Here is a 24245-nt window from a genome sequence, read left to right on the forward strand (position 1 = left end):
CCTCCTTATTCGAAGACTTTTATATGCTTTGCATTCAAAGACTCACGATTGAAAATATCTAATATTTTTGTGGGTTCCTCAATAATTGCATCGATATCCGAACCCTCGACCATTATGATGCATAGGTTCATCGCTCTCATAATCTGATTGGCATACTCTCTAGCAGTTTCGGATACTGTGCCTGTTGTCATTATGACAATGGCATTTGTTCTTAAAACATGAGACAGCCCCACTTCTTTGGCAATCTGATCAAGAGACACTCTGTTTGTGTTTTTGCACTGAACCTGCCATCTGGTATATAACAACCGACTGGAATCAAAGAGGACATCAACCTCTGCGCCTGCTGTTTCGCTTCCTTTGAGGCGTGTCTGAATAAAATCCAGGCCGATTATTCTCATGACTTTTATAGCAAAAGCCTCTAAAGCAAGTCCTTTCAAATGAGTACTGTCAGAATTCATATCCTCTCTGAGTTCAGAAAGGGGCTTTTGAAGGTGTTCTACTATTTCGCTTTCGGTTTTTCCTTCAAGTTGTTGCAGGGTAGGTAAAACAATTTCCCGCATTGTCAATTCCGTCATTTTAATTAACGGAGTTCTAGCGCCATGACCTTCGGTGGTTCTTTGTACTTCAATGAGACCTTTCTGCTGCAATGGCTGAATGACTGCCTGAGAAAAATTACTTTGACCAAAGGCAATACCATATGTAGCTGTTGCCAATCTTCGGATATCCGCCGCCTTTTGGAATTCCAATGTATGGGTGTTACATAATGCACGCAGAAAATAGTATTGCTCCGAGTTCAGCGTTTTTAATAATCTAAACTCTGCCTCGGTTAATTCAGTAAGTTCACTTAACCTGTGTTCGTCAATTCGCCATGCCTGTAAAACCCCTGCTTTGGCTAACCACAACTTCATAACAGGAATATTGTTGGATGTCTGGCTCAGTTCAAATCCATTTGCGTTTAATTTGGCGGCAACAGTTTCCTTGGTTATTTTCTCTCCGTTACGCTTCATACTGCGTAATGTATCGATAAGCACCATACCATTCAAATTTTTCAATATGTGCTTAACTAGGGTTTCGCACTGCTCAGATTCATCTCTGATGCTGTGTAGCCGACGTCCGAATTCTGTGAAATGTACGCCACCGCCAGATTCCATAATTCCGTAAGATACCAAGGAGTTTTTGCAGTTTCCTGCCATAGTACGACGCTCTCGTTCGGCCTTATTGCTAAAAAAAGCAGCTACAATTGCATCGATTAACGGAGCGGTTTCATCTCCTTCGTTTTCAGAAACCAGTTGCAACAATTGAGACAAATCAATTTGATTGGGAGAAAATTGTGTGCCGAAAGGTAATGTATTAGGCATAGTTATCCCTCCTTAAAGTACTGTTCAGCTATTGCAGTTGCGATTTGAGCAACAAGGTGCGGAGGAACAGCGTTACCGATTTGTCGCCATTGATCCTTAAAGTCACCGCAAAATTCGTAATCATCATCAAACGTCTGAATGCGCTTGATTTCATTAATGCGAAGAAAGCGATTTTTCCAATGGAAAGGCCCCATATTGTTAGAGAAACTTGCCTGGATTGTCCACGAAGGTTTTTCAGGAGAAAGTTTCAACAGGAACGACCAATAGCGAGATCTCCACTTGAAAATGGGTTCAGGATAGCCACGTTCTGCAGTGAAATACAGATAATTGTCGCCGGGAGGAACGAGTTTGAGAAGATCTTTATGCTTTGAACCAGCCTGCATATCCTTATCTTCAGGGAGGTCATAGTCCAAATCACCAATAGCATCACCACAGGTAACCCAAGGTTTCTTTCCTAATGCAGCATCGCCACCAGGTTTTTCAGGGTTAAAGTGTGTCTCCTCGGGAAACACGAATGGTTTGCCGATGTCTCGTCTAACGCCAATGCAAATGAAGCGCTCTCTAATCTGAGGAACACCATAATTTGCGGTGTTGATAACCTTAAAGCTTATATCATAACCTAGGGTATCAGCGCGTTCTTTCAGAAGATCAAATGCAGCTTGGTGAGGTTTATAAACAAATCCAAACACATTCTCGAAGAAGAATACCTTGGGGCGAATTTCCTCAAGTGCTCGGAAATACTCATACAGAGTAAAGGAGTTCTCGTCTTCGAGTGCACGTTTCTTGTCAGTTCTGTAAAATCGCGATTTTGAATACGCGGGGCACGGAGGACCTCCCGCTAATACATCGATGTCTTTTACGGTCAATCCGATCTTTGCCAACTCATCAGCATAGTTGACAGTTTGGATGTCAGCACACTTTACTAGTTGACCGACCTTGTTTCTTTCAAGCGTATCACAGGCCGGTTTCCAAAAATCAGTGGAGAAACAGATATCAAACCCAACTCGCTTAAAGCCACAGTCGATTCCACCACCGCCAGAAAAAATACTTAATACTCTCATCCGTCTATGCTCTCTTTCAAAAATTCTATCATCGCCTTGCCCATAAGAGAAGGCACGGCATTACCTATCTGCTTTTGCACGGATCTCCTGTTGCCGTAGAACTTATAGCCTCTGGGAAAGGATTGAATAGCAGCAATTTCAGGCACACGCAGTCTACGATTATCCCAATGGAACGGTCCTACCCATGGGCCAGGTTGAGCAGTAATAGTCCAAGAGGGAACATCTGGAGACAACTTAAGGAGAAAACTCCAAAACCGTTTATCTGCAACAAACTTGGGGTTGGGGTATCCATACCAAGCGGTCAATGCCTTATAATTCATTCCAGGAGGTACCTCACATAGGTCCGCATGGTAAGTGCCGCCCTCTGTCCTTTCTTCGGGTTCGAAGTACTCCGGCCCATCAAAACCAGCGATTACCTCGCCAACTGGAACATATGGCAACAAGCCGGTCCGTACACATTCATCAGGAGGGCAGTGAGTCTTTCTGGGTTCCTCTGTCTTGAACTCACCAGTAGTTCCGATTATAAAAAGTCTTTTTCTTCTTTGCGAAACACCATAATCAAGTGCGTTCGCTTTTACAATTTTATACTTATAGCCGTGCTCAGTAATGATTTCTATAAAGCAATCAACAATCACTTTGTTTGTCGGGTGAAGAAGACTTTCAACATTCTCAAAAACGAAACCGTCAGGGTGCAAGTCTGTAACTACGCGCAAATACTCATCCACAAGAGTTGCTCTGGGATCATTGATACCTCTACGTGTATTATTACCAACCCAATAGCCTGCTTTGGAAAAAGGCTGGCAAGGCGCTCCTCCAATTACGATGAATTTGTCATGAGGGGTTCGATTGACAATATCCATAAACACTTGGCTATCAATTTCATGCAAATCTCCATGGATTACTTCGCTGTCTTTATAAAGGTCATTCATTTTTAATGTTTTGATGCAATCAGCATCAAAGTCTGTGCTAGAAGCAACAGGGACTCCAGCCATGAAACTAGCTACATCCAGTCCACCTGCTCCAGAAAAAAGGCTGATTGCAATAATTTTCTTACTCATATATATCTAACACCTGTTACCTTTCAATTTCTGCAATATCGCTTAATTCACAGTTAAGAACATCACATATCCGTACAAGCACTTCAAGTGAAACATATTCGTTTCGGCTCATTTTTGCAAGTGTACTCGATGCAATATCTGTTTTCTTTCTCAAATCCGTCTTTGTCATATCCTTGTCTATTAGAAGTTTCCAAAGCCGCTTATAGTTAATTCCCATAATACACCTTACCTTTCTTGCAGTTGCTCGTAGCACATCTAATATAATATTATACACCTAAAAGAGCGAGATGTCAATGATTTTTGACGAGTTCTCGAATTTAATGTTGCGACTGTCGTGTAAATAATCTGTGAACTCATTTTGGAATCTATTAACCTTTTTATTTAATAGTATCAAAAACCAAGTCCAATAAACGGGACTGATGTGCTTGAACATTAAGCGATAAAAAAATTTTTGGGGTTGCTGGACATGATTTGTCCAGTCTTGTAGCGGTTCTTTGTTCTCATATGAATAAATTCTCCCTCTCCTGTTGGTTGTAAAACTACCTGGAAAGGGCTTTTCTGTTTATTACCATCGTTTTTAACGGACACGGCGTGTCCGGGTCAAATAGCAGTCTTTCTTCTATAATTAAGGCACAGTCAGACAGAAAACTGTCGACTTCCATCATCCACAGCATCACTTGATCACTGATGGCTCAACTTTGGGCGATGGACAAGTAAATACCACGGCTGCCCATTGAGCGGGTCAGCCGCATTCCGAAACGGAGATAATCCGTCAGGACTGCGGTTCTTTCACTGCGCCCATTTTGCAGCCGACCCGATTCCTCCGTTTCGAGATTTTCGACAAACGGAGGAATTTTTATGAAAATCAACGACAACCAGCCCTACATCTACATCCGCTCTACCCGTGAGCGCATCCCGGTCACCCAGCAGGAGTTCAACGACTACTACCGTGACATCAATACATTTCGGAAAAAGCAACAGCGCCACGGTCGCTGTGTCTGCCCGGAGCGCAAGCGCCTGGACTGTGACATGGATTGCATGACCTGCCCCTTCCATAGAGCCGGTGATGGGCTATCCCTGGATTACACCACCGTTGATGACGAGGGCAACGAGCAGGCTTGGGCTGACACTTTGGCAGACGATTCACCGCTCATGGACGAGATCATCGCTGACAGCTAGCAGTTAGAACAGCTTTTTACCCGGCTCAAGGAACTGATGCCGGAAGCTATTCAAATCGGTGAGCTTCGTCAGGAGGGTCTGTCTGAGGATGCAATCGCAGCCAAAATCGGGACAGGCCGTAAGACATACGCCTATCGGCTGAAAAAGGTCGCCGCTATCCTTGCAGCCGAGTTCCCAGAATTTTTCTAAAAAAGTTTTGCGGATTTTTTCCGAAACGCCTCTCACGTGTCCAGTGGGAAGTGTAAGGAGCAACCCGACACCGCTCCTTCCAAGGAGGTGAACGAGAATGCATGAGTCCGCAAACAAGATGATGACCCCGGAAGAGGAACTGGTTGATATCCTCCTGGATTTCATCATCGTAGCCGCAAACCTGGCGAAGAAAATCAACCAGGCAGTCAATCAGAAGCAAATCAAGGAAGGAGGCACCGTCAATGGGCAAAGTCAGCGAACTGGACATGGCAATCAGCGACCTTCGCAAAGCTGCTGCCGCTATTAACGATGTAGCGGACACCCTGGCTGGGATGTTCAGCGGTGCCGCCACCGAGGAAGCCCCGGAGCCCCCCTCTCACCCTGGAGCAGGTCAGAGCCGTTCTCGCCGAAAAGTCCCGCAACGGACACACCGCTGAGATTCGCGCTCTGCTCCAGAAGTACGGAGCTGCGAAGCTGTCCGGCATCGACCCCGCCCACTACAAGGCTCTGCTTGCAGAAGCGGAGGTGATGACAGATGCCACCTAAAGCACACGCCACCCTCTCCGCATCCTCATCGAAACGCTGGCTTAACTGCCCACCTTCCGCAAGGCTCTGTGAGAACTTCGAGGACCGGGGCAGCGACTATGCTGCTGAAGGCACCGATGCTCACACTCTTTGTGAGTTCCGGCTGAAGCAGGCCCTGGGGATGCCCACCGAAGACCCCATCGAAAATCTATCCTGGTATAACACCGAAATGGAAGAATGCGCCTCCGGCTATGCCGCCTATGTGGTGGAACTGCTGGAAACGGCAAAGCAGACCTGCTCTGACCCTGTGGTCATGATTGAGCAGCGCGTTGACTTCTCCCGCTGGGTGCAGGATGGGTTCGGTACTGCCGACTGTATCGTAATCGCCGATGGCGTTATGAACATCGTGGATTACAAGCACGGCAAAGGGGTCGAGGTTTCCGCAGTGAGCAACCCCCAGATGAGGCTCTACGCTCTGGGCGCTCTGGAGATTTTCGATGGCATTTACGACATCGACCGGGTCTGCATGACTATCTTCCAGCCCCGCAAGAGCAATGTCAGCACCGACTTCATCGAAAAGGATGCTCTGCCTGAATGGGCAGACGGAGACCTTTCCGAAAGAGCAAAGCTGGCCTACGAGGGGCTTGGTGATTTCCACTGTGGTGAAGGTGTCGCTTCTGCAAGGCGAAAGCCGAGTGCAGAGAACGCGCCGCCGCCAACCTGGAACTGGCTCGTTACGAGTTTGAAGCCCCGGCACTCCTTGAGGATGATGAGATCGCTGACATCCTGGGCAAGGTCGATGCACTGACCACCTGGGCCAACGATGTCAAGGAGTACGCTCTCCAGCAGGCTGTCAGCGGCAAGGAATGGGCTGGCTGGAAGCTGGTCGAGGGTCGCTCTAACCGCAAGTACACCAGTGAAGCCGTTGTCGCCGCCACCGTTGAGAGCGCAGGCTTTGACCCCTATGAGCGAAAGGTCCTGGGCGTAACCGCCATGCAGAAACTGCTCGGCAAATCACGCTTTGAGGAACTTCTCGCTCCCTACATTGAAAAGCCGCAAGGCAAACCCACGCTTGTGCCGGACAGCGATAAACGCCCGGCAATGAACACCGCAAAAAATGATTTTATGGAGGAATTTTAATATGTCTAACAACACAACCAGAGTCAACAACCCTATGAAGGTCATCACCGGTCCCGACACCCGTTGGTCTTACGCCAATGTCTGGGAACCCAAGTCCATCAACGGCGGCACTCCCAAGTTCAGTGTCAGCCTCATCATCCCCAAGTCCGACACCAAGACGGTCGCTAAGATCAAGGCGGCTATCGAAGCTGCCTACCAGGAGGGTCAGTCCAAGCTCAAGGGCAACAGCAAGTCTGTGCCGCCCCTCGCTGCCATCAAAACCCCTCTGCGCGATGGTGATGTCGAGAGACCCGATGACCCCGCATACGCCAATGCCTACTTCATCAACGCCAATTCCGCAACTGCTCCCGGCATCGTGGATGCTGACCGCAACCCTGTGCTGACCCGCTCCGAGGTTAACTCCGGCGTGTACGGTCGCGCCAGCATCAACCTCTACGCCTTCAACAGCAACGGAAACAAGGGCATCGCCTGTGGGCTGAACAATCTTCAGCTCATCCGTGCCGGTGAGCCCCTCGGCGGCAAGGCAAGTGCCGAGTCTGACTTCGCTACCGATGCGGATAATGACTTCCTGGCTTAATGGAGGTGGCGAAGATGGATATTGCAACTGTTCTCTGCATCCTGCTTCTCAGCCTTTACATTCTCCTGGCGCTGTTCTGGATTGTCCGCTCCGTCATCGACACCATCGATGACCGCAAGCGTGACAAAAGGAATGCCGCCTGGGAAGCCGAAAGGCAGCAGCTTGAAAAAGACCGCGCCCTGCGTGAAGTCGAATACCACGAGGCTCGTATGAAAGACCTCGAAGGCAAGTAATCTCGGAATTTGGGTGGCGGGAGCATTCCTGCCACCCTTATGTCCTATGGAAAGGGCGTGAATACATGAAAACTCTGTCAATTGATATTGAGACCTACAGCGACCAGAACCTTGCGAAATGTGGGGTGTATCGCTATGTGGAGTCTCCCGTTTTTGAAATCCTGCTGTTCTCATACAGCGCAGACGGACAGCCGGTGCAGCTTGTCGACCTTGCCTGCGGAGAGAAAATCCCGGACGAGGTTATCACCGCTTTGGAGGACGAGTCTGTCACGAAGTGGGCATTCAATGCCGGATTTGAACGCATCTGTTTGTCCCGCCACCTGGGGTATCCCACCGGGGATTACCTCGACCCGGAAAGCTGGCGTTGCTCCATGATCTGGGCGGCTACGATGGGGCTGCCCCTCTCACTGGAAGGTGTCGGTGCCGTGCTTGGCTTAGAAAAACAGAAGCTGACCGAGGGCAAAGACCTCATCAAATACTTCTGCCAGCCTTGCGCTCCTACAAAATCCAACGGGCAACGCACCCGCAATCTGCCGTGTCATGCCCTGGACAAATGGCTGGCCTTCAAAAAGTACAACATCCGAGATGTGGAAACCGAGATGTCCATTCAGGCTCGGCTGGCAAAATACCCCGTGCCGGAATCGGTATGGGATGAATATCACATCGACCAGGAGATTAACGACCGTGGGGTGGCTCTGGATATGGAACTGGTGCGGCAGGCCATTGTGATGGATGGTCGCTCCCGCTCGGAGCTGACCCAGGCGATGAAGGAACTGACCGAACTGGAGAACCCCAACTCCGTGCTGCAGATGAAACTGTGGCTTGCCGACAACGGTCTGGAAACAGACACCCTCGGCAAAAAGGCTGTGGCAGAGATGCTCAAAACAGCCCCTCCGCAGTTGCAAACAGTGCTGTCCCTCCGACAGCAGCTTGCCAAGTCCTCCGTGAAAAAGTACCAGGCGATGGAAACGGCGGTCTGCTCGGACGGTCGCGCCAGAGGGATGTTTCAGTTCTACGGTGCCAACCGTACAGGCAGATGGGCTGGCAGGATTATTCAAATGCAAAATCTGCCCCAGAACCACCCGGAAGATCTGTCCGAAGCCCGCTCCCTTGTTCGCTGCGGTGATTTTGAAGCCGTGGAACTGCTCTACGAAGATGTGCCGGACACACTCTCCCAGCTCATCCGCACTGCATTCGTTCCCCAGGGTGACCGCAAATTTATCGTTGCCGACTTCTCGGCAATTGAAGCCCGTGTTATTGCTTGGCTTGCCGGAGAGGAATGGCGGCAGAAGGTCTTTGCCGAGGGCAAGGATATCTATTGCGCCAGCGCATCACAGATGTTTGGTGTGCCGGTCGAAAAGCATGGTATCAACGGACACCTCCGGCAGAAAGGTAAAATCGCTGAATTGGCTCTGGGCTATGGTGGCTCGGTCGGCGCTTTGAAAGCAATGGGCGCTCTGGAGATGGGTCTTTCCGAAGATGAACTTCCACCTCTGGTAGATGCTTGGCGACAGTCCACCCCCATGATTACCAGGCTGTGGTGGGCGGTTGACCGTTCCGCAATGGAGGCAGTCCGCTTTAAGTGCGAAACCGAAACCCACGGCATCACTTTTTCCTGCAGGAGCGGAATGCTCTTTATCACGCTCCCCTCGGGCAGGCGGCTTGCCTATGTAAAGCCCAAGATCGGCACTAACAAGTTCGGTGGCGACTGTATCACCTATGAGGGGGTCGGTGGCACAAAAAAGTGGGAGCGGCTTGACAGTTATGGTCCCAAGTTCGTGGAAAACATCGTCCAGGCGACTGCCCGTGACATTCTCTGCTACGCCATCAAGACTCTGCGGTGCTGCTCCATCGTGATGCACATCCACGATGAGGTGGTCATTGAAGCGGATCGCCGGATGTCCTTGCAGGCAGTCTGCGACCAGATGGGTCGAACCCCACCTTGAGCCAAAGGGCTGCAGCTTCGTGCAGATGGCTACGAGACAGATTTTTATAAAAAAGATTGATGCATTTTTCCGAAAACGGACTTTGCTGTCCAGTGGAAAGTAGAGATGGCGGCAAAGTCCATCGTGAAAGGAGTTCCAAATGAGTGTAGATAAATTCAACAGCGAGGGGTATTACGACCCCACCGCATACGAGGCCATGACCACCATTGAGAAAGAGGAACGGGCGCTCCGTGCGTTTCGCCCCATCGTGTATATCTGCTCTACATATACCAGGGAGATTTACAGTGCCAATATTCTGGAGGTCGAAGCCGGAACGAATGGGTTCCAGGGCGGCGACAGCGGTCACGGCAGTCGTGCGTACATCCGAATTGAGGATATGGGCGGGACAGATATTCGCATCAATCCCCTTGGCCGTGACGGCGAGGAGGGCTTTGAACTGTTCCCGGGTGGTGACTGTGAATTGGAACCCATGACCACCGCTCTGAAGTTCATTACCAAAGCCCTGGAAGATGGCGCCAAGGAGGTGCATGATTGATGTTCACCTTATACCATGCCGACTGTATCGGCCAAGCCAACAACTGCCTGTATCCGCACCGGGTGGAAATCACCGATGAGGCTTCTCTGGCCGAAGCTGTCAGCCGTGATTATGTCTGTGCGGAATACGAAGGCAGCTACCGCAACAACGATAACTTCCTCGGCAGCGACTGTCTGTCCGTGGAATGTGACAACGACCATTCGGATGACCCGAAGGACTGGAAAATGCCTGCGGATATTGCAGCCGCTTTTCCCGGTGTAACCTTTGCTGTCCACTACAGCCGCAACCACATGAAGGTCAAAAACGGCAGAACGGCAAGACCCAAGTTCCATGCATTCTTCGCCATCGACCGCATTGAGGATGCCGAGGAGTACAGCAATCTGAAAAAGCTGGTCAACGCCATCTTCCCGTATTTTGACACCAAGGCCCTGGATGCTGCTCGTTTCTACTTTGGTACCCGGAATCCCAATGTGGAAGTTTTCCCCGGCGATATGACCCTCACTGAGTTCCTATCTTTCAATGACTTTGATGCAGAGCTGCCGGAAGGCACACATGGCGGCAATACCGTAATTCCCGAAGGCAGCCACAACGCCACCATGTCCCGCTTTGCCGGTCGTGTCATCAAAAAGTACGGCGACAGCGAAACCGCCTACCAGTGCTTTGCGGAAAAATGCAACCCTCCGCTGGAGCAGTTTGAACTTCAGACCATTTGGCACAGCGCACAGAAGTTCTATGCCAAAGTTCAGCAGCAGGACGGCTATATTGCCCCGGAAGAATACAACCGCGATTATAGCCTGCGCCCCTCCGACTTCTCCGACATCGGACAGGCCAAGGTGCTGGCAAGGGAGTATGCTGCCGAAATGGTCTACACCGATGCCACCGACTATATGCGCTATGTCGGAACCCATTGGGCAGAGTCTAAGCAGATGGCAGTCGGTGCCTACGAGGAGTTCCTTGACCGTCAGCTTGCTGAAGCTATCCTTGCCGTAGACAAAACAAAGCAGGCACTACTGGATACCGGGATCGGACAAGACCTCATCTCTGCCGGCGGTAAGACTCTGGAAAAAGCAATTGATGACAGCAGCGAAAAAGCCTTTGCTGCATACTGCTTCGCCCTGGCTTACAAAGCCTTCGTCATGAAACGCCGGGACATGAAATATGTGACCTCCGCTCTGCAGGCGGCAAAGCCCATGCTCCTGTGCAACATCCAGGAGTTTGACACACAGGAGTTCCTGCTTAATACCCCTGCCGCCACCTACGACCTCCGGCTCGGTATGAGCGGTGCCCACGACCATTGCGCTGATGACCTCATCACCAAAATGACCACCGTTTCTCCCTCCGATGAAGGCGTGGAACTGTGGCTGTCCTCTGTGGAGAACTTCTCCTGCGGTGACAAGGAACTCATCGACTATGTGCAGCAGACCGTAGGTCTGGCGGCAATCGGCAAGGTGTATCAGGAGGCTCTCATCATTGCCTACGGTGAGGGCAGCAACGGCAAGTCTACCTTTTGGAATGCCATCGCAAAGGTTCTCGGTACTTACAGCGGCTCCATGTCTGCCGATGCGCTGACCGTTGGATGCAAGCGAAATGTGAAGCCGGAGATGGCCGAACTGAAGGGCAAACGCCTGGTCATCGCTGCGGAACTGGAGGAAGGTATGCGCCTGAACACCTCCATCGTCAAGCAGCTTTGCTCCACCGATGAAGTTTCGGCAGAAAAGAAATACAAGGACCCGTTCAAATATGTGCCGACCCACACGCTGGTGCTGTATACCAATCGCCTTCCCAGGGTCGGTGCCAATGATGACGGTACCTGGCGCCGCCTGATTGTTATCCCGTTCAATGCCAAAATCCGTGGCAAATCCGACATCAAGAACTATGCCGACTACCTTGTAAAAAATGCAGGCGGTGCGATTCTGGCATGGATCATCGAAGGTGCACAGAAAGCCATCAAAAATAACTTCACACTCTCCGTTCCCCAGGTGGTACAGAATGCCATTACCCAATACCGGGACAACAACGACTGGCTCTCCATTTTCATCGAGGACTGCTGTGAGGTCGACCGCACCTTTACGCAGAAGTCCGGCGACCTGTATCAGGAGTACCGTGCATACTGTGGGCGCAACGGCGAGTATGCCCGCAGCACTACGGACTTTTACACAGGGCTGGAAAACGCAGGCTTTATGCGAAAAAAGACCAAGGCAGGCAATGTCATTCTGGGGTTGCAGCTGAAGTCTGATTTCCTGGAATAATCCAAAAGTCGGAGGAATCCTTGATGAGATACGCACCCCATGATTACCAGACCTACGCCATCGACTACATCGAAACTCATCCCATTGCCACAGTCTTTCTGGACATGGGTCTTGGCAAGACGAGCATCACGCTGACGGCCATTAACGACCTGCTGTTTGACAGCTTTGAGGTTCACAAGGTGCTGGTGGTAACTCCGCTGCGAGTGGCACGGGACACCTGGACGGCTGAAGTCGATAAATGGGATCACCTCCAGAACCTCATCTGCTCTGTGGCTGTCGGCACTGAACCCCAGCGCCGTGCAGCATTCATGCGGAAGGCTGATATTTACATCATCAACCGCGAGAACATCCAGTGGCTGGTGGAGGAAATCGGCATCGCCTTCGACTTTGACATGATCGTGATTGACGAGCTGTCCTCCTTCAAGAACCACAGCACAAAGCGATTTAAGGCGATGTTGAAGGTTCGCCCCAGAGTGAACCGCATTGTGGGGCTGACCGGCACTCCGGCATCTAACGGTCTGATGGATCTCTGGGCAGAGTTCCGCATCCTGGACATGGGACAACGCCTTGGACGGTTCATCACCAAATATCGCACTGACTATTTCCAGCCGGACAAGCGCAACGGGCAAATCATCTACAGCTACAAACCCCTGCCGTATGCGGAGGATGCCATCTACCGACAAATCTCCGACATCACCATTTCCATGAAAGCCACCGACCACCTGCAGATGCCGGAACTGGTGTCCAGCGAATATGTAGTACAGCTTTCTGATGATGAAGCAGACGATTACGAAAAGCTGAAGCGTTAACTGGTGCTGTCACTTCCAGACGGTGAAGTCACCGCCGCCAATGTCGCATCCCTCTCCGGCAAACTGAGTCAGATGGCGAATGGAGCCATTTACGATGACTCCGGCGATGTGGTTCATATCCATGATCGCAAACTGGATGCCCTTGAGGATTTGATTGAAGCAGCAAACGGAAAGCCTGTCCTGGTAGCATACTGGTTCAAGCATGACCTCGCCAGAATCACAGAGCGACTGAAGAAGCTGCACATCCCGTTTTCTCGCCTGGACGATTCCACCAGTATTCGCAGATGGAACAACGGCGAAATCCCCGTGGCTCTGATTCACCCCGCTTCGGCAGGACACGGTCTGAACCTCCAGTCCGGCGGCTCCACCCTCATCTGGTTTGGCCTAACTTGGAGTTTGGAACTCTACCAGCAGACCGTAGCCCGTTTGTGGCGGCAGGGTCAGATCTCCGAAACCGTGGTGGTGCAGCACATCATCACAAAGGGCACCATTGACAACCGCATCATGAAAGCCCTCTCCCAAAAGGAGCATACCCAGACGGCCCTTATCGATGCCGTTAAAGCGGACTTGAAAATCTGAGACAAAATACAACAATCCGTGCCAATCCGAGGATTAAAAATTCGGAGGTACGAATATGGAACCTTATCAGGCATTAGCCAACGCCATCGTAGAACTGGCTGCAAAAGACTACAAAACGGCTCTCAAATATCACTACAAGCACCCGGACAAAAGCGAGTATGCAGCAGAGGTCGATTCTCTGGAGCGGTTCTTCCGTTCCGGCTGGTATGGAATGCTGACAGACCTGGACGGCGAGTATCTGATGAAAGGTGTGCAAGCCCTCGTCCGTAAGGAGGTGGCAGCATGACTGCAAAGGAATACTTGAACCAGGTATACCGTCTGGATCAGCGTATCCAGAGTAAGCAGGAACAAATCGCTTCTCTGAATGACCTGGCTACCAGTTGTTCCGCAACCATGACCGGGATGCCGAGGAACCCCAACCGTGGCGGTTCACGCATGGCCGATGCGGTGTGTAAAATCAACGACCTGGAAAATGAGATCGCAGCGGACATGGAAAAGCTGGTGCAGTTGAAGGCTGAAATCATAGCGACCATCAAAGCCGTGGACTGCATCGAATATCAGCTTATTCTGGAAAAGCGGTATATTAGCGGAAAGTCCTGGCCCGAAATAGCGGTTGACTTAGGCTACAAGATGCGCCACCTGTATAAACTACATGATGAAGCACTCGCCGACATAAAAATTCCTGAAAAATATTTGCCCGTGCAGTGAATGGCACTATTTCACACTCCGCATTAGTGGTATCATTATAATGGCGAAAGAGAATACAGAACGGCCTCATGGGAGCGATCCCGTGGGGCTTTTCTTATGCCTGCAAGGAGGTGAAACGATGCCGAAGAAACCCAAACGCCCCTGTTCTTACCCAGGCTGTCCCAAGCTGACGGACGGCAGGTTCTGCGAGGAACACGCAAAGGCCGAAGCCAAACGCTACGAAAAGTACGACAGAGACCCTGCTGTACACCGTAGGCACGGACGGGCGTGGAAGCGTATCCGTGACAGCTATGTCCAAGCCCACCCTCTGTGTGAGCTGTGCCAGAAGGAAGGTCGGCTTGTTCCTACCGAGGAAGTCCACCACAAGACTCCATTGTCCGAAGGCGGCACTCATGCAATGGACAATCTCATAGACCTCTGCAAGTCCTGCCACTCTCGCATCCATGCAGAGCGCGGCGACCGCTGGCATAACCACTGACCCCAGGGGCGGGTCAAATCTCCGGAGCCTTGCCGCTGGGCAACGGTGCCGGGGTCACGTGCGCAAAATCGCAAAAGTTTTCAGGGGAATAGACCCCCCACCGAAGGAGGTGTATGAAAAATGGGTCAAAGAGGACCTAAACCCGGCTCCGGCGGCAGACCCAAAAAGCCTATCGCCGACAAGATTGCGGACGGAAGTGCAGGTCATAGACCGCTGACTGTCATTGACTTCAAAGACAGCGCGGCAGATCTGGAATGTCAGCCGATGCCGAAGCCTTCCGAGTTCCTTTCCGCTCCGCAGAAGGATGGCTCCACCTTGTGTGCCGCCGAAATTTATGAAACCACCTGGCAGTGGCTTGCCGACCGTGGCTGCGTGGCGATTATCTCGCCCCAGCTTATTGAACGGTTCGCTATGGCAAGCGCCAGATGGATTCAGTGCGAAAGCATCACCAGCCAACTCGGTTTTCTGGCAAAGCACCCCACCACGGGTGCGGCGATCCAATCACCCTATGTGGCTATCGCAGACAAATACATGACCCAGGCAAACCGCCTGTGGTCGGAGATTTTCCAAATCGTCCGTGAGAACTGCACCGGCGAATATACAGGTGCCAGCCCCCAGGATGATGTGATGGAACGATTGCTCAGAGCAAGGAAAGGAAACTGACTATGATTGAAAAAGTAAACCACTGCCACCCGGACAAGGTGACTGACAGAATTGCCGGGGCTATCGTAGACCTGGCGTACAAAAATGAAGCAAACCCCAAAATCGCTGTGGAGGTTCTCATTGGTCATGGTGTGTGCCATGTAATCATCGAGACAACTGCCCAGCTTGACATGGTGGAGATCACCGATGCCCTCTACCGCATCGCTGGGGCGATTGTTCCCAACATCCACATCGTTCCCCAGGATGCCCATCTGACCAGAAACCAGTCCGGCGGCATCCGCTGCGGTGACAACGGCATCTTTAAGGGTATGCCGCTGACCTCCGAGCAGAAGGCTCTGTCCGAAATTGCCCGTGCCATTTATGGCAAGCATCCCTATGACGGCAAATACATCCTGGACAGCGACCGGCTCATCATTTGCCAGAGCAATGCAGCGACCGATGGCCTTGCTGCCGATTACCCCAATGCGGAAATCAATCCGCTCGGTGACTGAACCGGTGATCCCGATGTTGATACCGGCGCGACAAACCGCAAGCTGGGGTCTGACATGGCTGACTCTGTAATCGGCGGTGGTCTCCACGGCAAAGACCTCTCCAAAGCCGATGTATCCGTAAACATCTATACCTGGCTCAAAGCCCAGCAGACCGGCAAGCCCGTAGAACTGTGCTGCGCCATTGGGGATGACACCATTGACGGCAAGCCCTATGCGGAAATTGTCGAAATTGCTCGAAAGTTCATCTCCGACCTGGGCGGCTTTGAGAAGTTCGCAGAATGGGGGTTGTTCTGATGCTGATCGAGAAAAAGAACACCACTGACCTTCTGCCTGCGGACTATAACCCCAGAAAAGACCTCAAGCCGGGTGATGCCGAGTACGAAAAGCTGAAACGCTCCATTGAGCAGTTCGGATATGTGGAGCCTGTCATCTGGAACAAGACCACCGGCAGAGTTGTCGGAGGTCACCAGCGGCTCAAGGTTCTCATCGACATGGGAATCACCGAGGTGGAATGCGTTGTGGTGGAGATGGACGAGGACAAGGAAAAAGCCCTCAACATCGCCCTCAACAAAATCTCCGGCGATTGGGATAAGGACAAACTGGCTCTGCTCATCGCCGACCTGCCGGGCGCGGATTTTGATGTATCCCTCACCGGCTTTGAGCCTGCGGAGATCGATGCCTTGTATAAAGACACCCTCTCTGACAAGTGCCGCACCGTCTGGTGGAACAGCCACCCTGAAGCGGTCAATCGCAAAGCCGTGTACAGCTTCACCTGTGCCCACTGCGGAAAGCCCTTCACAGCCTATGGCAATGCCGGACGGAAATACTGCTCCCACGCCTGCTACATCGCAGACCGTTATAAAGGCGGTGATGAGCATGAGTGAGACGGCATTCCGCGCCGAACTGCAATACCAGACCGCCATATCGATAGCAAAAAACCTCCTGAGTCAAGGGCTTCTGACCGAGGAGGAATATGCCGTAATTGATACAAAACTGCGGGCTGATTTCGAGCCAACTTTGGGTACATTATTATCCGAAAATGACTTGATAAAATAGGCTTTTAGAGTGATATATAGTGTCGGAAAGGAGTGATTTTATGCGTAAAATCAGTAAAATCGAAAACAAAATACCGCATATTCCGAGCCGCAAAAAGGTCGCTGCCTACGCCCGTGTTTCAATGGAGTCCGAGCGTTTGCACCACTCCCTTTCGGCACAGATCAGCTACTACAGCGACCTCATCCAAAAGCACCGCGATTGGGAGTATGTTGGAGTCTACGCTGACAACGGCATCTCCGGCACCAGAGCAGAAGACCGTGCAGAGTTCAATCGGATGCTGGCTGACTGCGAAGCCGGGAAGATAGACATTGTCCTCACAAAGTCCATTTCACGCTTTGCCAGAAACACGGTCGACCTTCTGGAGACGGTTCGCCATCTCAAGGAGCTGGGCATCTCCGTCCGCTTTGAAAAGGAACGCATTGATTCCATGACCGAGGACGGCGAATTGATGCTGACCCTTTTGGTATCCTTCGCCCAGGAAGAAAGCCGCAGCATTTCCGACAATGTGAAATGGGGGACGAGAAAACGCTTTGAACAGGGCATCCCCAACGGACGGTTCAATATCTACGGTTATCGCTGGGAGGGCGACCACCTGGTCATTGAGCCGGAGGGAGCCGCCATTGTCCGGCTCATCTTTGATGACTTCCTGGCAGGGCTTTCGGCAGAAACCACCGAAAAGAAACTGGCCGAAATGGGAGTCAAATCCTACAAGGGTCAGCGCTTCGGGAACACATCCATTCGCCAGATTCTTGGCAACATCACCTATACGGGAAACCTGCTTTTTCAAAAGGAATATGTGGTAGACCCCATCAGCGGCAAGAGCAAAAAGAACTACGGTGAGCTGCCGTAGTATTTCGTAGAGAACACCCACGAGCCGATTATTCCGATGGAGGTCCACCAGGCGGTGCAGGCAGAAAAAGCCCGCCGCAGAGAACTTGGGGTGTTTGCCAACTGGAGCATCAACACCTCCTGCTTCACCAGCAAAATCAAATGCGGTCACTGTGGTTCCAGCTTCGTGCGGAACACCCGCAGGAACAGAGCCAAGCACAAGGCTCCACATGACTCGGATATGTACACCACCTACGGCTGCGGAACGCAGAAAAAGAAAGGCGGCTCCTGTCCGGCAAAGGACATCCGAGAGGACATTCTCCGAGAGAAGTGCGCCGAGGTGCTGGGGCTTGCCGAATTTGACGAGGAAGTGTTCAGTGTCCAAGTGGAGAAAATCATCGTGCCGGAACACGGGGTTCTGGAGTTCTACATGACGGACGGGCAGATTATCCGCACCACCTGGCAGTCCACGGCAAAGAAGGATTGCTGGACGGATGAGCACAGAGCCGCCAAGGGTCGGTATGTGCAAGAGCATCAGCTTGGCCCCAACTCCTCCTGTTTCACCAGCCGAATCCGCTGCGACCACTGTGGGGAGAATTACCGCAGGCAACGCTCCCGCCGCAAGGCTGGCGATTATGTGTCCGTCTGGCGGTGTGCATCCGCTGGCAACTGCGACAGCCCAAGTATAAAGGAGGAAACGCTCAAAGAGTTTTGTGCCGAGGCTCTGGGGACTGACGGTTTCGATGAGACCGCCTTCAGAGAGCAGATCGCCTGCATCCACATCACCGCACCCTTCCCACTCTCCATCCACTTTTTTTGACGGACACACTTTTGAGGGCGAATGGGAAAACAAGCGGCAGATGCCAAAGCACAGCGAGGAACGCAAAGAACACATGAGACAGAAAATGATTGAGAATTGGAGGAAAAGACGTGGCGAAAGTAACGACCATTCCGGCAACGATCAGCCGGTTCACAGCGACACCGATTAACGAAAAGAAGAAACGCCGGGTGGCTTCTTACGCCCGTGTTTCCACCGACAGCGAGGAGCAGCTCACCAGCTATACTGCCCAGGTAGACTACTACACCAATTACATCAACGGCAGGGACGATTGGGAACTGGTATCGGTCTATACGGACGAGGGCATAACCGGCACGAACACCAAGCACCGTGAGGGCTTCAAGCGCATGGTCGCCGATGCCTTGGCAGGAAAAATCGACCTCATCATCACCAAGTCGGTCAGCCGCTTTGCCAGAAACACGGTCGACAGTCTGACCACCATCCGCAAACTGAAGGAACACGGCACGGAGTGCTACTTTGAAAAAGAGAACATCTGGACATTCGACAGTAAGGGCGAACTGCTCATCACCATCATGTCCAGCCTTGCCCAGGAGGAAAGCCGCTCTATTTCAGAGAACTGCACCTGGGGTCAGAGAAAGCGGTTTGCAGACGGCAAGGTCATCGTTCCGTTCAAGCGGTTTCTGGGCTACGACCGTGGCGAGGATAGCAACCTGGTTCTCAACAAGGACGAGGCGACCATCATTCGCCGCATCTACAGTATGTTCCTGCAGGGCATGACACCCCACGGTATCGCCGCCAGACTGACCGCCGATGGCATCAAATCACCATGTGGCAAGGACAAGTGGAACGCCGGAGCGGTTCGGAGCATCCTCACCAACGAGAAGTACAAAGGTGATGCCCTCCTGCAGAAAAGCTACACGGTGGACTTCCTCACCAAAAAGAAAAAAGCCAACGAGGGCGAAATTCCACAGTATTATGTGGAGGGTAACCACGAAGCCATCATCAGCCCGGAGGTATTCGAGATGGTTCAGCAAGAACTGGAACGGCGCAGCAAACGTGGCAGACGAAGTGGTGTCCACCTTTTCTCCGGCAAAATTCGCTGCGGTGAGTGCGGTAGCTGGTACGGTTCCAAGACCTGGCACTCCACGGATAAGTACAAAAAGACCATCTGGCAATGCAACCACAAATTTGATGGCGACAACAAATGCACCACACCGCACCTCACGGATGAGGACATCCACCGCCACTTCATTTCGGCAGTCAACCAGCTTCTTGCCCAGAAGGATGCCATCATCGCATCCTTGACCGGGGGCTTGGCACTTGCCTTTGACCTCGCACCCCTGCAAGCCCAGGAAACCGAGCTGATCGAGGAAGTTCAGATGCTTGCCGATGCGGTCGAAAAGTGTATCTACGAAAACGCTCATGTGGCTCTCGATCAGGCAGAATACCAGTAACGCTATGATGGACTGACCCAACGCTACGATGAAGCCAAAGCCAAACTGGACGCCATCACCAAGCTGATCGCCGACAAAAAGGCACGGAGAGCCACCATTGAGGAGTTCCTCAAGGTTCTGGAGGAGCAGGACGGACTGGTCACTGAGTTCCAGACGAACCTCTGGTGTGGGCTGGTGGATTTTGTGACCGTCCACTCCGCAACCGATGTTCGGGTCACCTTCCGCAACGGCATGGAAATCAAGGCATAAGCACATACGCAAAACACCTCGCAACGGGAGTCTTTTCTCCGGCTGCGAGGTGTTTTTTCACTGTTCCTTTTTACAAATGGTGGGAAGCAACTCCAGAAAGTATCTGCCGATTGCTTCTGCATTGTAGTTATTTGCTTCGCAAATGAACCGCAGTCCATCTGGGGTCAATAGCCGACCATTATTTCTCTCATGGCAAAGCTGCTCATAATCAGCGATTTGCTTTTGGGTCAATGTCCTTTTCATATCTTTCCTCCATAAACGAAAACAGCCGGGAGGTCCCGACCACACTTTACACCCCAAGGATGTGTTTTACACCGCAAAGGCACACTTTTTAATTTTGCCTATCCCTTGTATCCATTTCGGTATGATTATTTCCGAAAAACTCCCAGAAGCAGATCCAAGCCAATACCGGGCGCAAATCTTGAATTGCCTGCTGCCAGATTATCTCGACCTGCCCAAGGACACACGTCCAGTTGAACAACGCGACACGTTTACTACGCACGATGCACAAGATATATTTAAATTTGTACTGAAGAAAATTTTGATACCAGATAACTTTAACCGTTATTTGCGTGTAGAGGCGCACGGGTTATTCGACCAGGAGTATCCCGATAAATCTGATTATAAATACTGGGGCTATATTAAAACATATCAAGATAAGCAAAGTAAAACTAGCTTTTGTGCACTGTTATTTCGGGAAGACGAATTTATTGATTTGATAAAAACACATTTAGAAGAATGTGATCCAAAACAAATTATAAAAGATGTTAAGAAAGAAAAACCAGCATATCTGCATCCAACGGGCAAGGCCCGTATGCCTGTTCATAAAGCAGACCAATCCACCGTTAATGCGATAATACTAAAAATCGACAAACTGGATTTCATTGAGGAAGACATGCGGAATGCCCTGATCACCGGCGAGGCACCAGATTCCGAAATACCGATTGATGGGTCACAGCATCAGTAAAATCGATAGAAAACAACACATAATTTGCTGCACATGTATAAATTTATGTCCTTATTAACAATATAGTAATGCGGAATGATAAAGTATTCAAATATATACTATAACCGCAGACACTATAAAAGGACGTGATCTGCATGAACAACAAAGAAATCTCGGACCAAAAGACGATCGAAGAGCTTTGGCTATTATACTTTAACACCGTCCTGTTTAAAGCGGGCCTTATCTCGGAGACAGAGCGTAATAGGATGACTTATAAAATTAAATCGTAAGGTATGCGACTAAAATTCCACACGATGAAACCGACGCCTCCCTCTCATAGTGCAAAGCATCGGTTGAAAAGCGGCTACTAAGATGGCTATCACATTGGAAAGATTTCCGAGTGATAGCCATCTTTTTGAATTTATAGCCCAGGCAGATGTTCTATTATATATCCTGTCTTTTCAATCAAATTATACATTAACTATAGGCTTAACAGGCTTATAGGGTGACAAAAACAAAGATTTTTGTTAATCCACTTTTTTAGAAAAATCGCTTAATTGGAGGTATATTTTTTATGAGCAATTTACACAAAGAACAGTTAGCGGCTATTTGCCAAAAACTTGGGATTGAAAAGCTAAAACCGTTTCAAAAGGCTGTTTGTAGTGAACTCATGAGTGGCAACAACGTGATTGGCCTAACCAGAACTTCTGACGGCAAGACCCTATGCTTTATGGTGCAGGCGTGCTTACATTCGGATGCGCTTATGCTGGTGATTACACCCACGATTTCCTTAATGCGCGATCAGGTGAAGGAATGGAAGCAGCGCACCGGTTTAGCGGTCGCCTGCCTATATACTGGCAACAAGGATAATGCCATCACGTTAAAAAACTTGCGAAGTGGGACGTTACAGGTACTCTTTCAAATGACATTATTCCCGAATAAAACTGCTTCTTGCCGGTTAAAGCTTTTAAATGGGTGTTAAGCAGGTAGCTATTGCACCTTGCATGTCCTGTAACAAGCATGCTTATATTGCGGTAGTTCAAGCACATTTGTCTTATTAATCTCGACGAATCCGATCACCTAAAATAATATACACTATTTAAGAGACAAGGTTTTCTTGACAATTATAATCACAAAAAGTAAAATAATGTTATATAGATAATCAACTTTAGAAGTAAAAATTATGTGCATAATAAAACACTTACAGAACACTTCGCTCATTGGTGGAACAACGCTTGAAAAGGCAACTAGCGTATCTTCCACATGAAAGAGAACTTATGAAACTCTGTATTTCCTTCAAAATTTAAAATAGTAGTGGTACCTTGATGGGTTTACCACTGCCATCCTACAAAAAAGCGGCTATTGTGATGAAAAAGAAAATCTATTCTATCCTTTCCTACATATTATTGCTGACTTTCACAGCCAAACGCACTTACTTTCTATAACAGAATATTTTAACGCATTTGTGAGCCTCACCCCCTTTCCCATTATAAAGAATGGTTTAAAATTAGTCGATATAGCAACATACTCCTCAACATTTTGCCCTTGCTACCACTAGGCGCTTTCTTCGTTATTCCCTCTGTTAATGCGTCCTCGGCACATGTGGACTCCCCATTGTTTTCACCGTTTTGCAAGCCGTCTTGCGATGCAGTATGATTTCTACAGATCAACTACTGTTGAGAGTAGCAAGAAGTTTTATCGGCTATTTTCTTGTTGGCAGAATTTTTTCACTCATCGGCCTCACCTCAGCTAAAAACGCCTGCAATGCCCAATGTTTAAATGGTTTGCAAGAACACCATATGACAAATTAACTATACCGGTAAATTTACATCTTAACGGCGCTGGACATTGCAACTGTTCAAGTGATTCATGTCCAGCACCTTATCTTTTAAATCTTGTGAAAAGAACATGAGGTAAAGTTATGCGGAAGTGTTTATTGATTGTGCTGGGACTATGCACACTGTTAGCGGGTTGCACCGTTAGCCCGCAAGAGGATCATCCTTCATTAAGCTACGAACTTGATCACTTAGATACCAAAGGGATATTTGATAGCACAGATTCCGTAGAAGTATTGGATAGCAAATCAGATAAAGTATTGCTGTCCATATCCAAGCGTTATCAAGAAGGCGATGATTATGCAGTAGAACAAGGTTATAATAGCTATACAACCCGTGTTGTGCAGTATTCACTCAGAGATAACGAAATAGTTAGCGAGTATACAGTATCACCAGGCACCTTTTGCGCAGATGGTGTACTGTTGGATAATGGGTTTGATTTGATCGAAGTGGATATTAGCAGCCGCAATGAGGGGGCTTATACTTATAATGTATGTCGTATACAATCGAACCGGGAAATACTGAAATCCGACTTATGCTCATCTTTTGTAGGTGCACCTACCATGGTATCACTAGGCGATAATAATACAGCGTATAACTTTTATAATCCAATAACCAAAGAATTTGGAGTTTGTATTATTCATAGTGATGGCCGTATATCCGATTCTATACGCTATGTCGAAAGCGCCGATCACACGCCACTTGGATCTAAGTTAGAAGGGAATGGACAATGCTACCTATACTATATGGGGCTGGATTCGAGAGGCACATTATTGGTTGGAGATAATGAAAAGGTCATCGGCCAAGCACAATTAGGGCAATCTGAGCGGATGTATAGCTATACACTGCTCCAAGATAGTATTTTAATGTCAACGATTGACCAGTCTTCCACTTCCAATAAAGATGAATTGATGGGAACAGTTAGTGTCAGGAATTTTGAGGGTAAAATATTGCAATCCACTGAGCATTTGCCCCTGTATAAATTAACATCAGATGGCATATCAACTGCCATTGGGGTAAATAGCAAACAACAAGTAGAGCACATCGCCGTGTATGAAAAAGGCATCCGCACATATGCCGTTCCAGAATACGCAAATAATACAGAATACTTTTTATATCCTTTTTCAATTTCTGAAAATGAATTTGGCGTTTTGGAGTGGAAGGGCAGTTCAACAGGTATTGCCCAACTGAAATTCACTTCAGGCTCCGATAAGGGAGAAATAGCCTGAATAGTAGCTTAGTCTATTTAAACAGTCAAGTAAAATGCAAATATAAACGGTATAGAAGATAAATCGTGCAA

25 protein-coding genes and 3 pseudogenes are annotated in these 24245 nt (G+C 49.7%); 23 read left to right on the top strand and 5 right to left on the bottom strand.

Annotated features, from left to right (window positions below; genetic code table 11):
- Positions 1 to 5: 5 nt before the first annotated feature.
- Genes CZ203_RS00760 through CZ203_RS00775 form a run of 4 tightly spaced genes read right to left on the bottom strand, consistent with a single transcriptional unit; the run spans position 6 to position 3694 of the window.
- Entirely contained in the window at positions 6 to 1358 is a 1353-nt protein-coding gene (locus CZ203_RS00760; RefSeq protein ID WP_087064207.1) for a restriction endonuclease, read from the bottom strand.
- 2 nt (positions 1359 to 1360) lie between these two features.
- Positions 1361 to 2419 (bottom strand): DNA cytosine methyltransferase, encoded by a 1059-nt coding sequence (locus tag CZ203_RS00765; RefSeq protein ID WP_087064208.1) that lies wholly within the window; start codon positions 2417 to 2419, stop codon positions 1361 to 1363.
- Complete coding sequence (locus CZ203_RS00770; RefSeq protein WP_087064209.1) at positions 2416 to 3477, bottom strand: DNA cytosine methyltransferase; 1062 nt, start codon at positions 3475 to 3477, stop codon at positions 2416 to 2418. Before CZ203_RS00770 ends, CZ203_RS00765 begins: the two co-directional genes overlap by 4 nt.
- A 16-nt stretch (positions 3478 to 3493) precedes the next feature.
- Entirely contained in the window at positions 3494 to 3694 is a 201-nt protein-coding gene (locus tag CZ203_RS00775) for a helix-turn-helix domain-containing protein (protein ID WP_087064210.1), read from the bottom strand.
- Between the two features lie 641 nt (positions 3695 to 4335).
- Here CZ203_RS00775 and CZ203_RS00780 point away from each other — a divergent pair.
- The 20 genes and pseudogenes from CZ203_RS00780 to CZ203_RS00870 all read left to right on the top strand — a co-directional run bounded on the left by CZ203_RS00780 (position 4336) and on the right by CZ203_RS00870 (position 19915).
- Positions 4336 to 4656 carry a hypothetical protein gene (locus tag CZ203_RS00780; protein ID WP_087064211.1) on the top strand — a complete coding sequence of 107 codons (321 nt, stop codon included), beginning with the start codon at positions 4336 to 4338 and terminating at the stop codon, positions 4654 to 4656.
- 286 nt (positions 4657 to 4942) lie between these two features.
- Positions 4943 to 5152 carry a hypothetical protein gene (locus tag CZ203_RS14105; RefSeq protein ID WP_143436040.1) on the top strand — a complete coding sequence of 70 codons (210 nt, stop codon included), beginning with the start codon at positions 4943 to 4945 and terminating at the stop codon, positions 5150 to 5152.
- Positions 5153 to 5380: 228 nt separating this feature from the next.
- Positions 5381 to 6510 (top strand): annotated as a pseudogene (locus tag CZ203_RS00795) (DUF2800 domain-containing protein).
- A 1-nt stretch (position 6511) separates the two neighbouring features.
- Positions 6512 to 7087: a DUF2815 family protein gene (locus tag CZ203_RS00800; RefSeq protein WP_087064213.1), complete on the top strand. Its 576-nt coding sequence runs from the start codon at positions 6512 to 6514 to the stop codon at positions 7085 to 7087.
- Between the two features lie 14 nt (positions 7088 to 7101).
- Positions 7102 to 7320 (top strand): hypothetical protein, encoded by a 219-nt coding sequence (locus tag CZ203_RS00805; RefSeq protein WP_087064214.1) that lies wholly within the window; start codon positions 7102 to 7104, stop codon positions 7318 to 7320.
- A gap of 65 nt (positions 7321 to 7385) precedes the next feature.
- Complete coding sequence (locus tag CZ203_RS00810; RefSeq protein WP_087064215.1) at positions 7386 to 9266, top strand: DNA polymerase; 1881 nt, start codon at positions 7386 to 7388, stop codon at positions 9264 to 9266.
- Between the two features lie 139 nt (positions 9267 to 9405).
- On the top strand, positions 9406 to 9801 hold the full coding sequence (locus CZ203_RS00815; protein WP_235847424.1) for a hypothetical protein: 396 nt from the start codon (positions 9406 to 9408) through the stop codon (positions 9799 to 9801).
- Positions 9801 to 12050 carry a phage/plasmid primase, P4 family gene (locus tag CZ203_RS00820; protein ID WP_235847426.1) on the top strand — a complete coding sequence of 750 codons (2250 nt, stop codon included), beginning with the start codon at positions 9801 to 9803 and terminating at the stop codon, positions 12048 to 12050. Before CZ203_RS00815 ends, CZ203_RS00820 begins: the two co-directional genes overlap by 1 nt.
- A 23-nt stretch (positions 12051 to 12073) precedes the next feature.
- Positions 12074 to 13438: pseudogene (locus tag CZ203_RS00825) on the top strand (SNF2-related protein).
- Between the two features lie 55 nt (positions 13439 to 13493).
- Positions 13494 to 13724 (top strand): hypothetical protein, encoded by a 231-nt coding sequence (locus CZ203_RS00830; protein ID WP_087064217.1) that lies wholly within the window; start codon positions 13494 to 13496, stop codon positions 13722 to 13724.
- Complete coding sequence (locus CZ203_RS00835) at positions 13721 to 14146, top strand: hypothetical protein (RefSeq protein WP_087064218.1); 426 nt, start codon at positions 13721 to 13723, stop codon at positions 14144 to 14146. Before CZ203_RS00830 ends, CZ203_RS00835 begins: the two co-directional genes overlap by 4 nt.
- Before the next feature lie 118 nt (positions 14147 to 14264).
- Complete coding sequence (locus tag CZ203_RS00840) at positions 14265 to 14624, top strand: HNH endonuclease (RefSeq protein WP_087064219.1); 360 nt, start codon at positions 14265 to 14267, stop codon at positions 14622 to 14624.
- Positions 14625 to 14744: 120 nt separating this feature from the next.
- Positions 14745 to 15287: a P27 family phage terminase small subunit gene (locus CZ203_RS00845; RefSeq protein WP_087064220.1), complete on the top strand. Its 543-nt coding sequence runs from the start codon at positions 14745 to 14747 to the stop codon at positions 15285 to 15287.
- 2 nt (positions 15288 to 15289) lie between these two features.
- Complete coding sequence (locus tag CZ203_RS15575; RefSeq protein WP_456236172.1) at positions 15290 to 15778, top strand: S-adenosylmethionine synthetase N-terminal domain-containing protein; 489 nt, start codon at positions 15290 to 15292, stop codon at positions 15776 to 15778.
- Positions 15779 to 15832: 54 nt separating this feature from the next.
- Positions 15833 to 16072 carry a hypothetical protein gene (locus CZ203_RS15580; protein ID WP_456236173.1) on the top strand — a complete coding sequence of 80 codons (240 nt, stop codon included), beginning with the start codon at positions 15833 to 15835 and terminating at the stop codon, positions 16070 to 16072.
- Positions 16072 to 16470 (top strand): annotated as a pseudogene (locus CZ203_RS00855) (DNA modification methylase); the annotation flags it as partial. The gene CZ203_RS15580 and the pseudogene CZ203_RS00855, both read left to right, overlap by 1 nt.
- 184 nt (positions 16471 to 16654) lie before the next feature.
- The gene (locus CZ203_RS00860) at positions 16655 to 16834 is read left to right on the top strand and encodes an SHOCT domain-containing protein (protein WP_087064221.1); all 180 of its coding nucleotides are present in this window, start codon (positions 16655 to 16657) and stop codon (positions 16832 to 16834) included.
- 40 nt (positions 16835 to 16874) lie between these two features.
- Positions 16875 to 17684, top strand: a complete 810-nt coding sequence (locus tag CZ203_RS14830) for a recombinase family protein (protein WP_200809397.1) — start codon at positions 16875 to 16877, stop codon at positions 17682 to 17684.
- Positions 17685 to 17720: 36 nt separating this feature from the next.
- Entirely contained in the window at positions 17721 to 18482 is a 762-nt protein-coding gene (locus CZ203_RS14835) for a zinc ribbon domain-containing protein (RefSeq protein ID WP_200809398.1), read from the top strand.
- 110 nt (positions 18483 to 18592) lie between these two features.
- The gene (locus tag CZ203_RS00870; protein WP_456236174.1) at positions 18593 to 19915 is read left to right on the top strand and encodes a recombinase family protein; all 1323 of its coding nucleotides are present in this window, start codon (positions 18593 to 18595) and stop codon (positions 19913 to 19915) included.
- A 306-nt stretch (positions 19916 to 20221) separates the two neighbouring features.
- On the opposite strand, the gene CZ203_RS00875 is transcribed toward CZ203_RS00870, so the two are convergent.
- Positions 20222 to 20407, bottom strand: coding sequence for a hypothetical protein (locus CZ203_RS00875; RefSeq protein ID WP_087064222.1), 186 nt, complete (start codon positions 20405 to 20407; stop codon positions 20222 to 20224).
- Positions 20408 to 20528: 121 nt separating this feature from the next.
- Here CZ203_RS00875 and CZ203_RS00880 point away from each other — a divergent pair, with 121 nt between their 5' ends.
- From CZ203_RS00880 to CZ203_RS14110, 3 genes are all read left to right on the top strand, one after another.
- Positions 20529 to 21131, top strand: a complete 603-nt coding sequence (locus tag CZ203_RS00880) for a hypothetical protein (RefSeq protein WP_143436041.1) — start codon at positions 20529 to 20531, stop codon at positions 21129 to 21131.
- Between the two features lie 553 nt (positions 21132 to 21684).
- On the top strand, positions 21685 to 22092 hold the full coding sequence (locus CZ203_RS00885; protein ID WP_087064224.1) for a DEAD/DEAH box helicase: 408 nt from the start codon (positions 21685 to 21687) through the stop codon (positions 22090 to 22092).
- 939 nt (positions 22093 to 23031) lie between these two features.
- Positions 23032 to 24174: a hypothetical protein gene (locus CZ203_RS14110; protein WP_143436043.1), complete on the top strand. Its 1143-nt coding sequence runs from the start codon at positions 23032 to 23034 to the stop codon at positions 24172 to 24174.
- Positions 24175 to 24245 lie beyond the last annotated feature (71 nt).

Origin of the sequence: Intestinibacillus massiliensis (assembly GCF_900155735.1) — a bacterium.
GTDB classification, from domain to species: Bacteria; Bacillota; Clostridia; order Oscillospirales; family Butyricicoccaceae; genus Intestinibacillus; species Intestinibacillus massiliensis.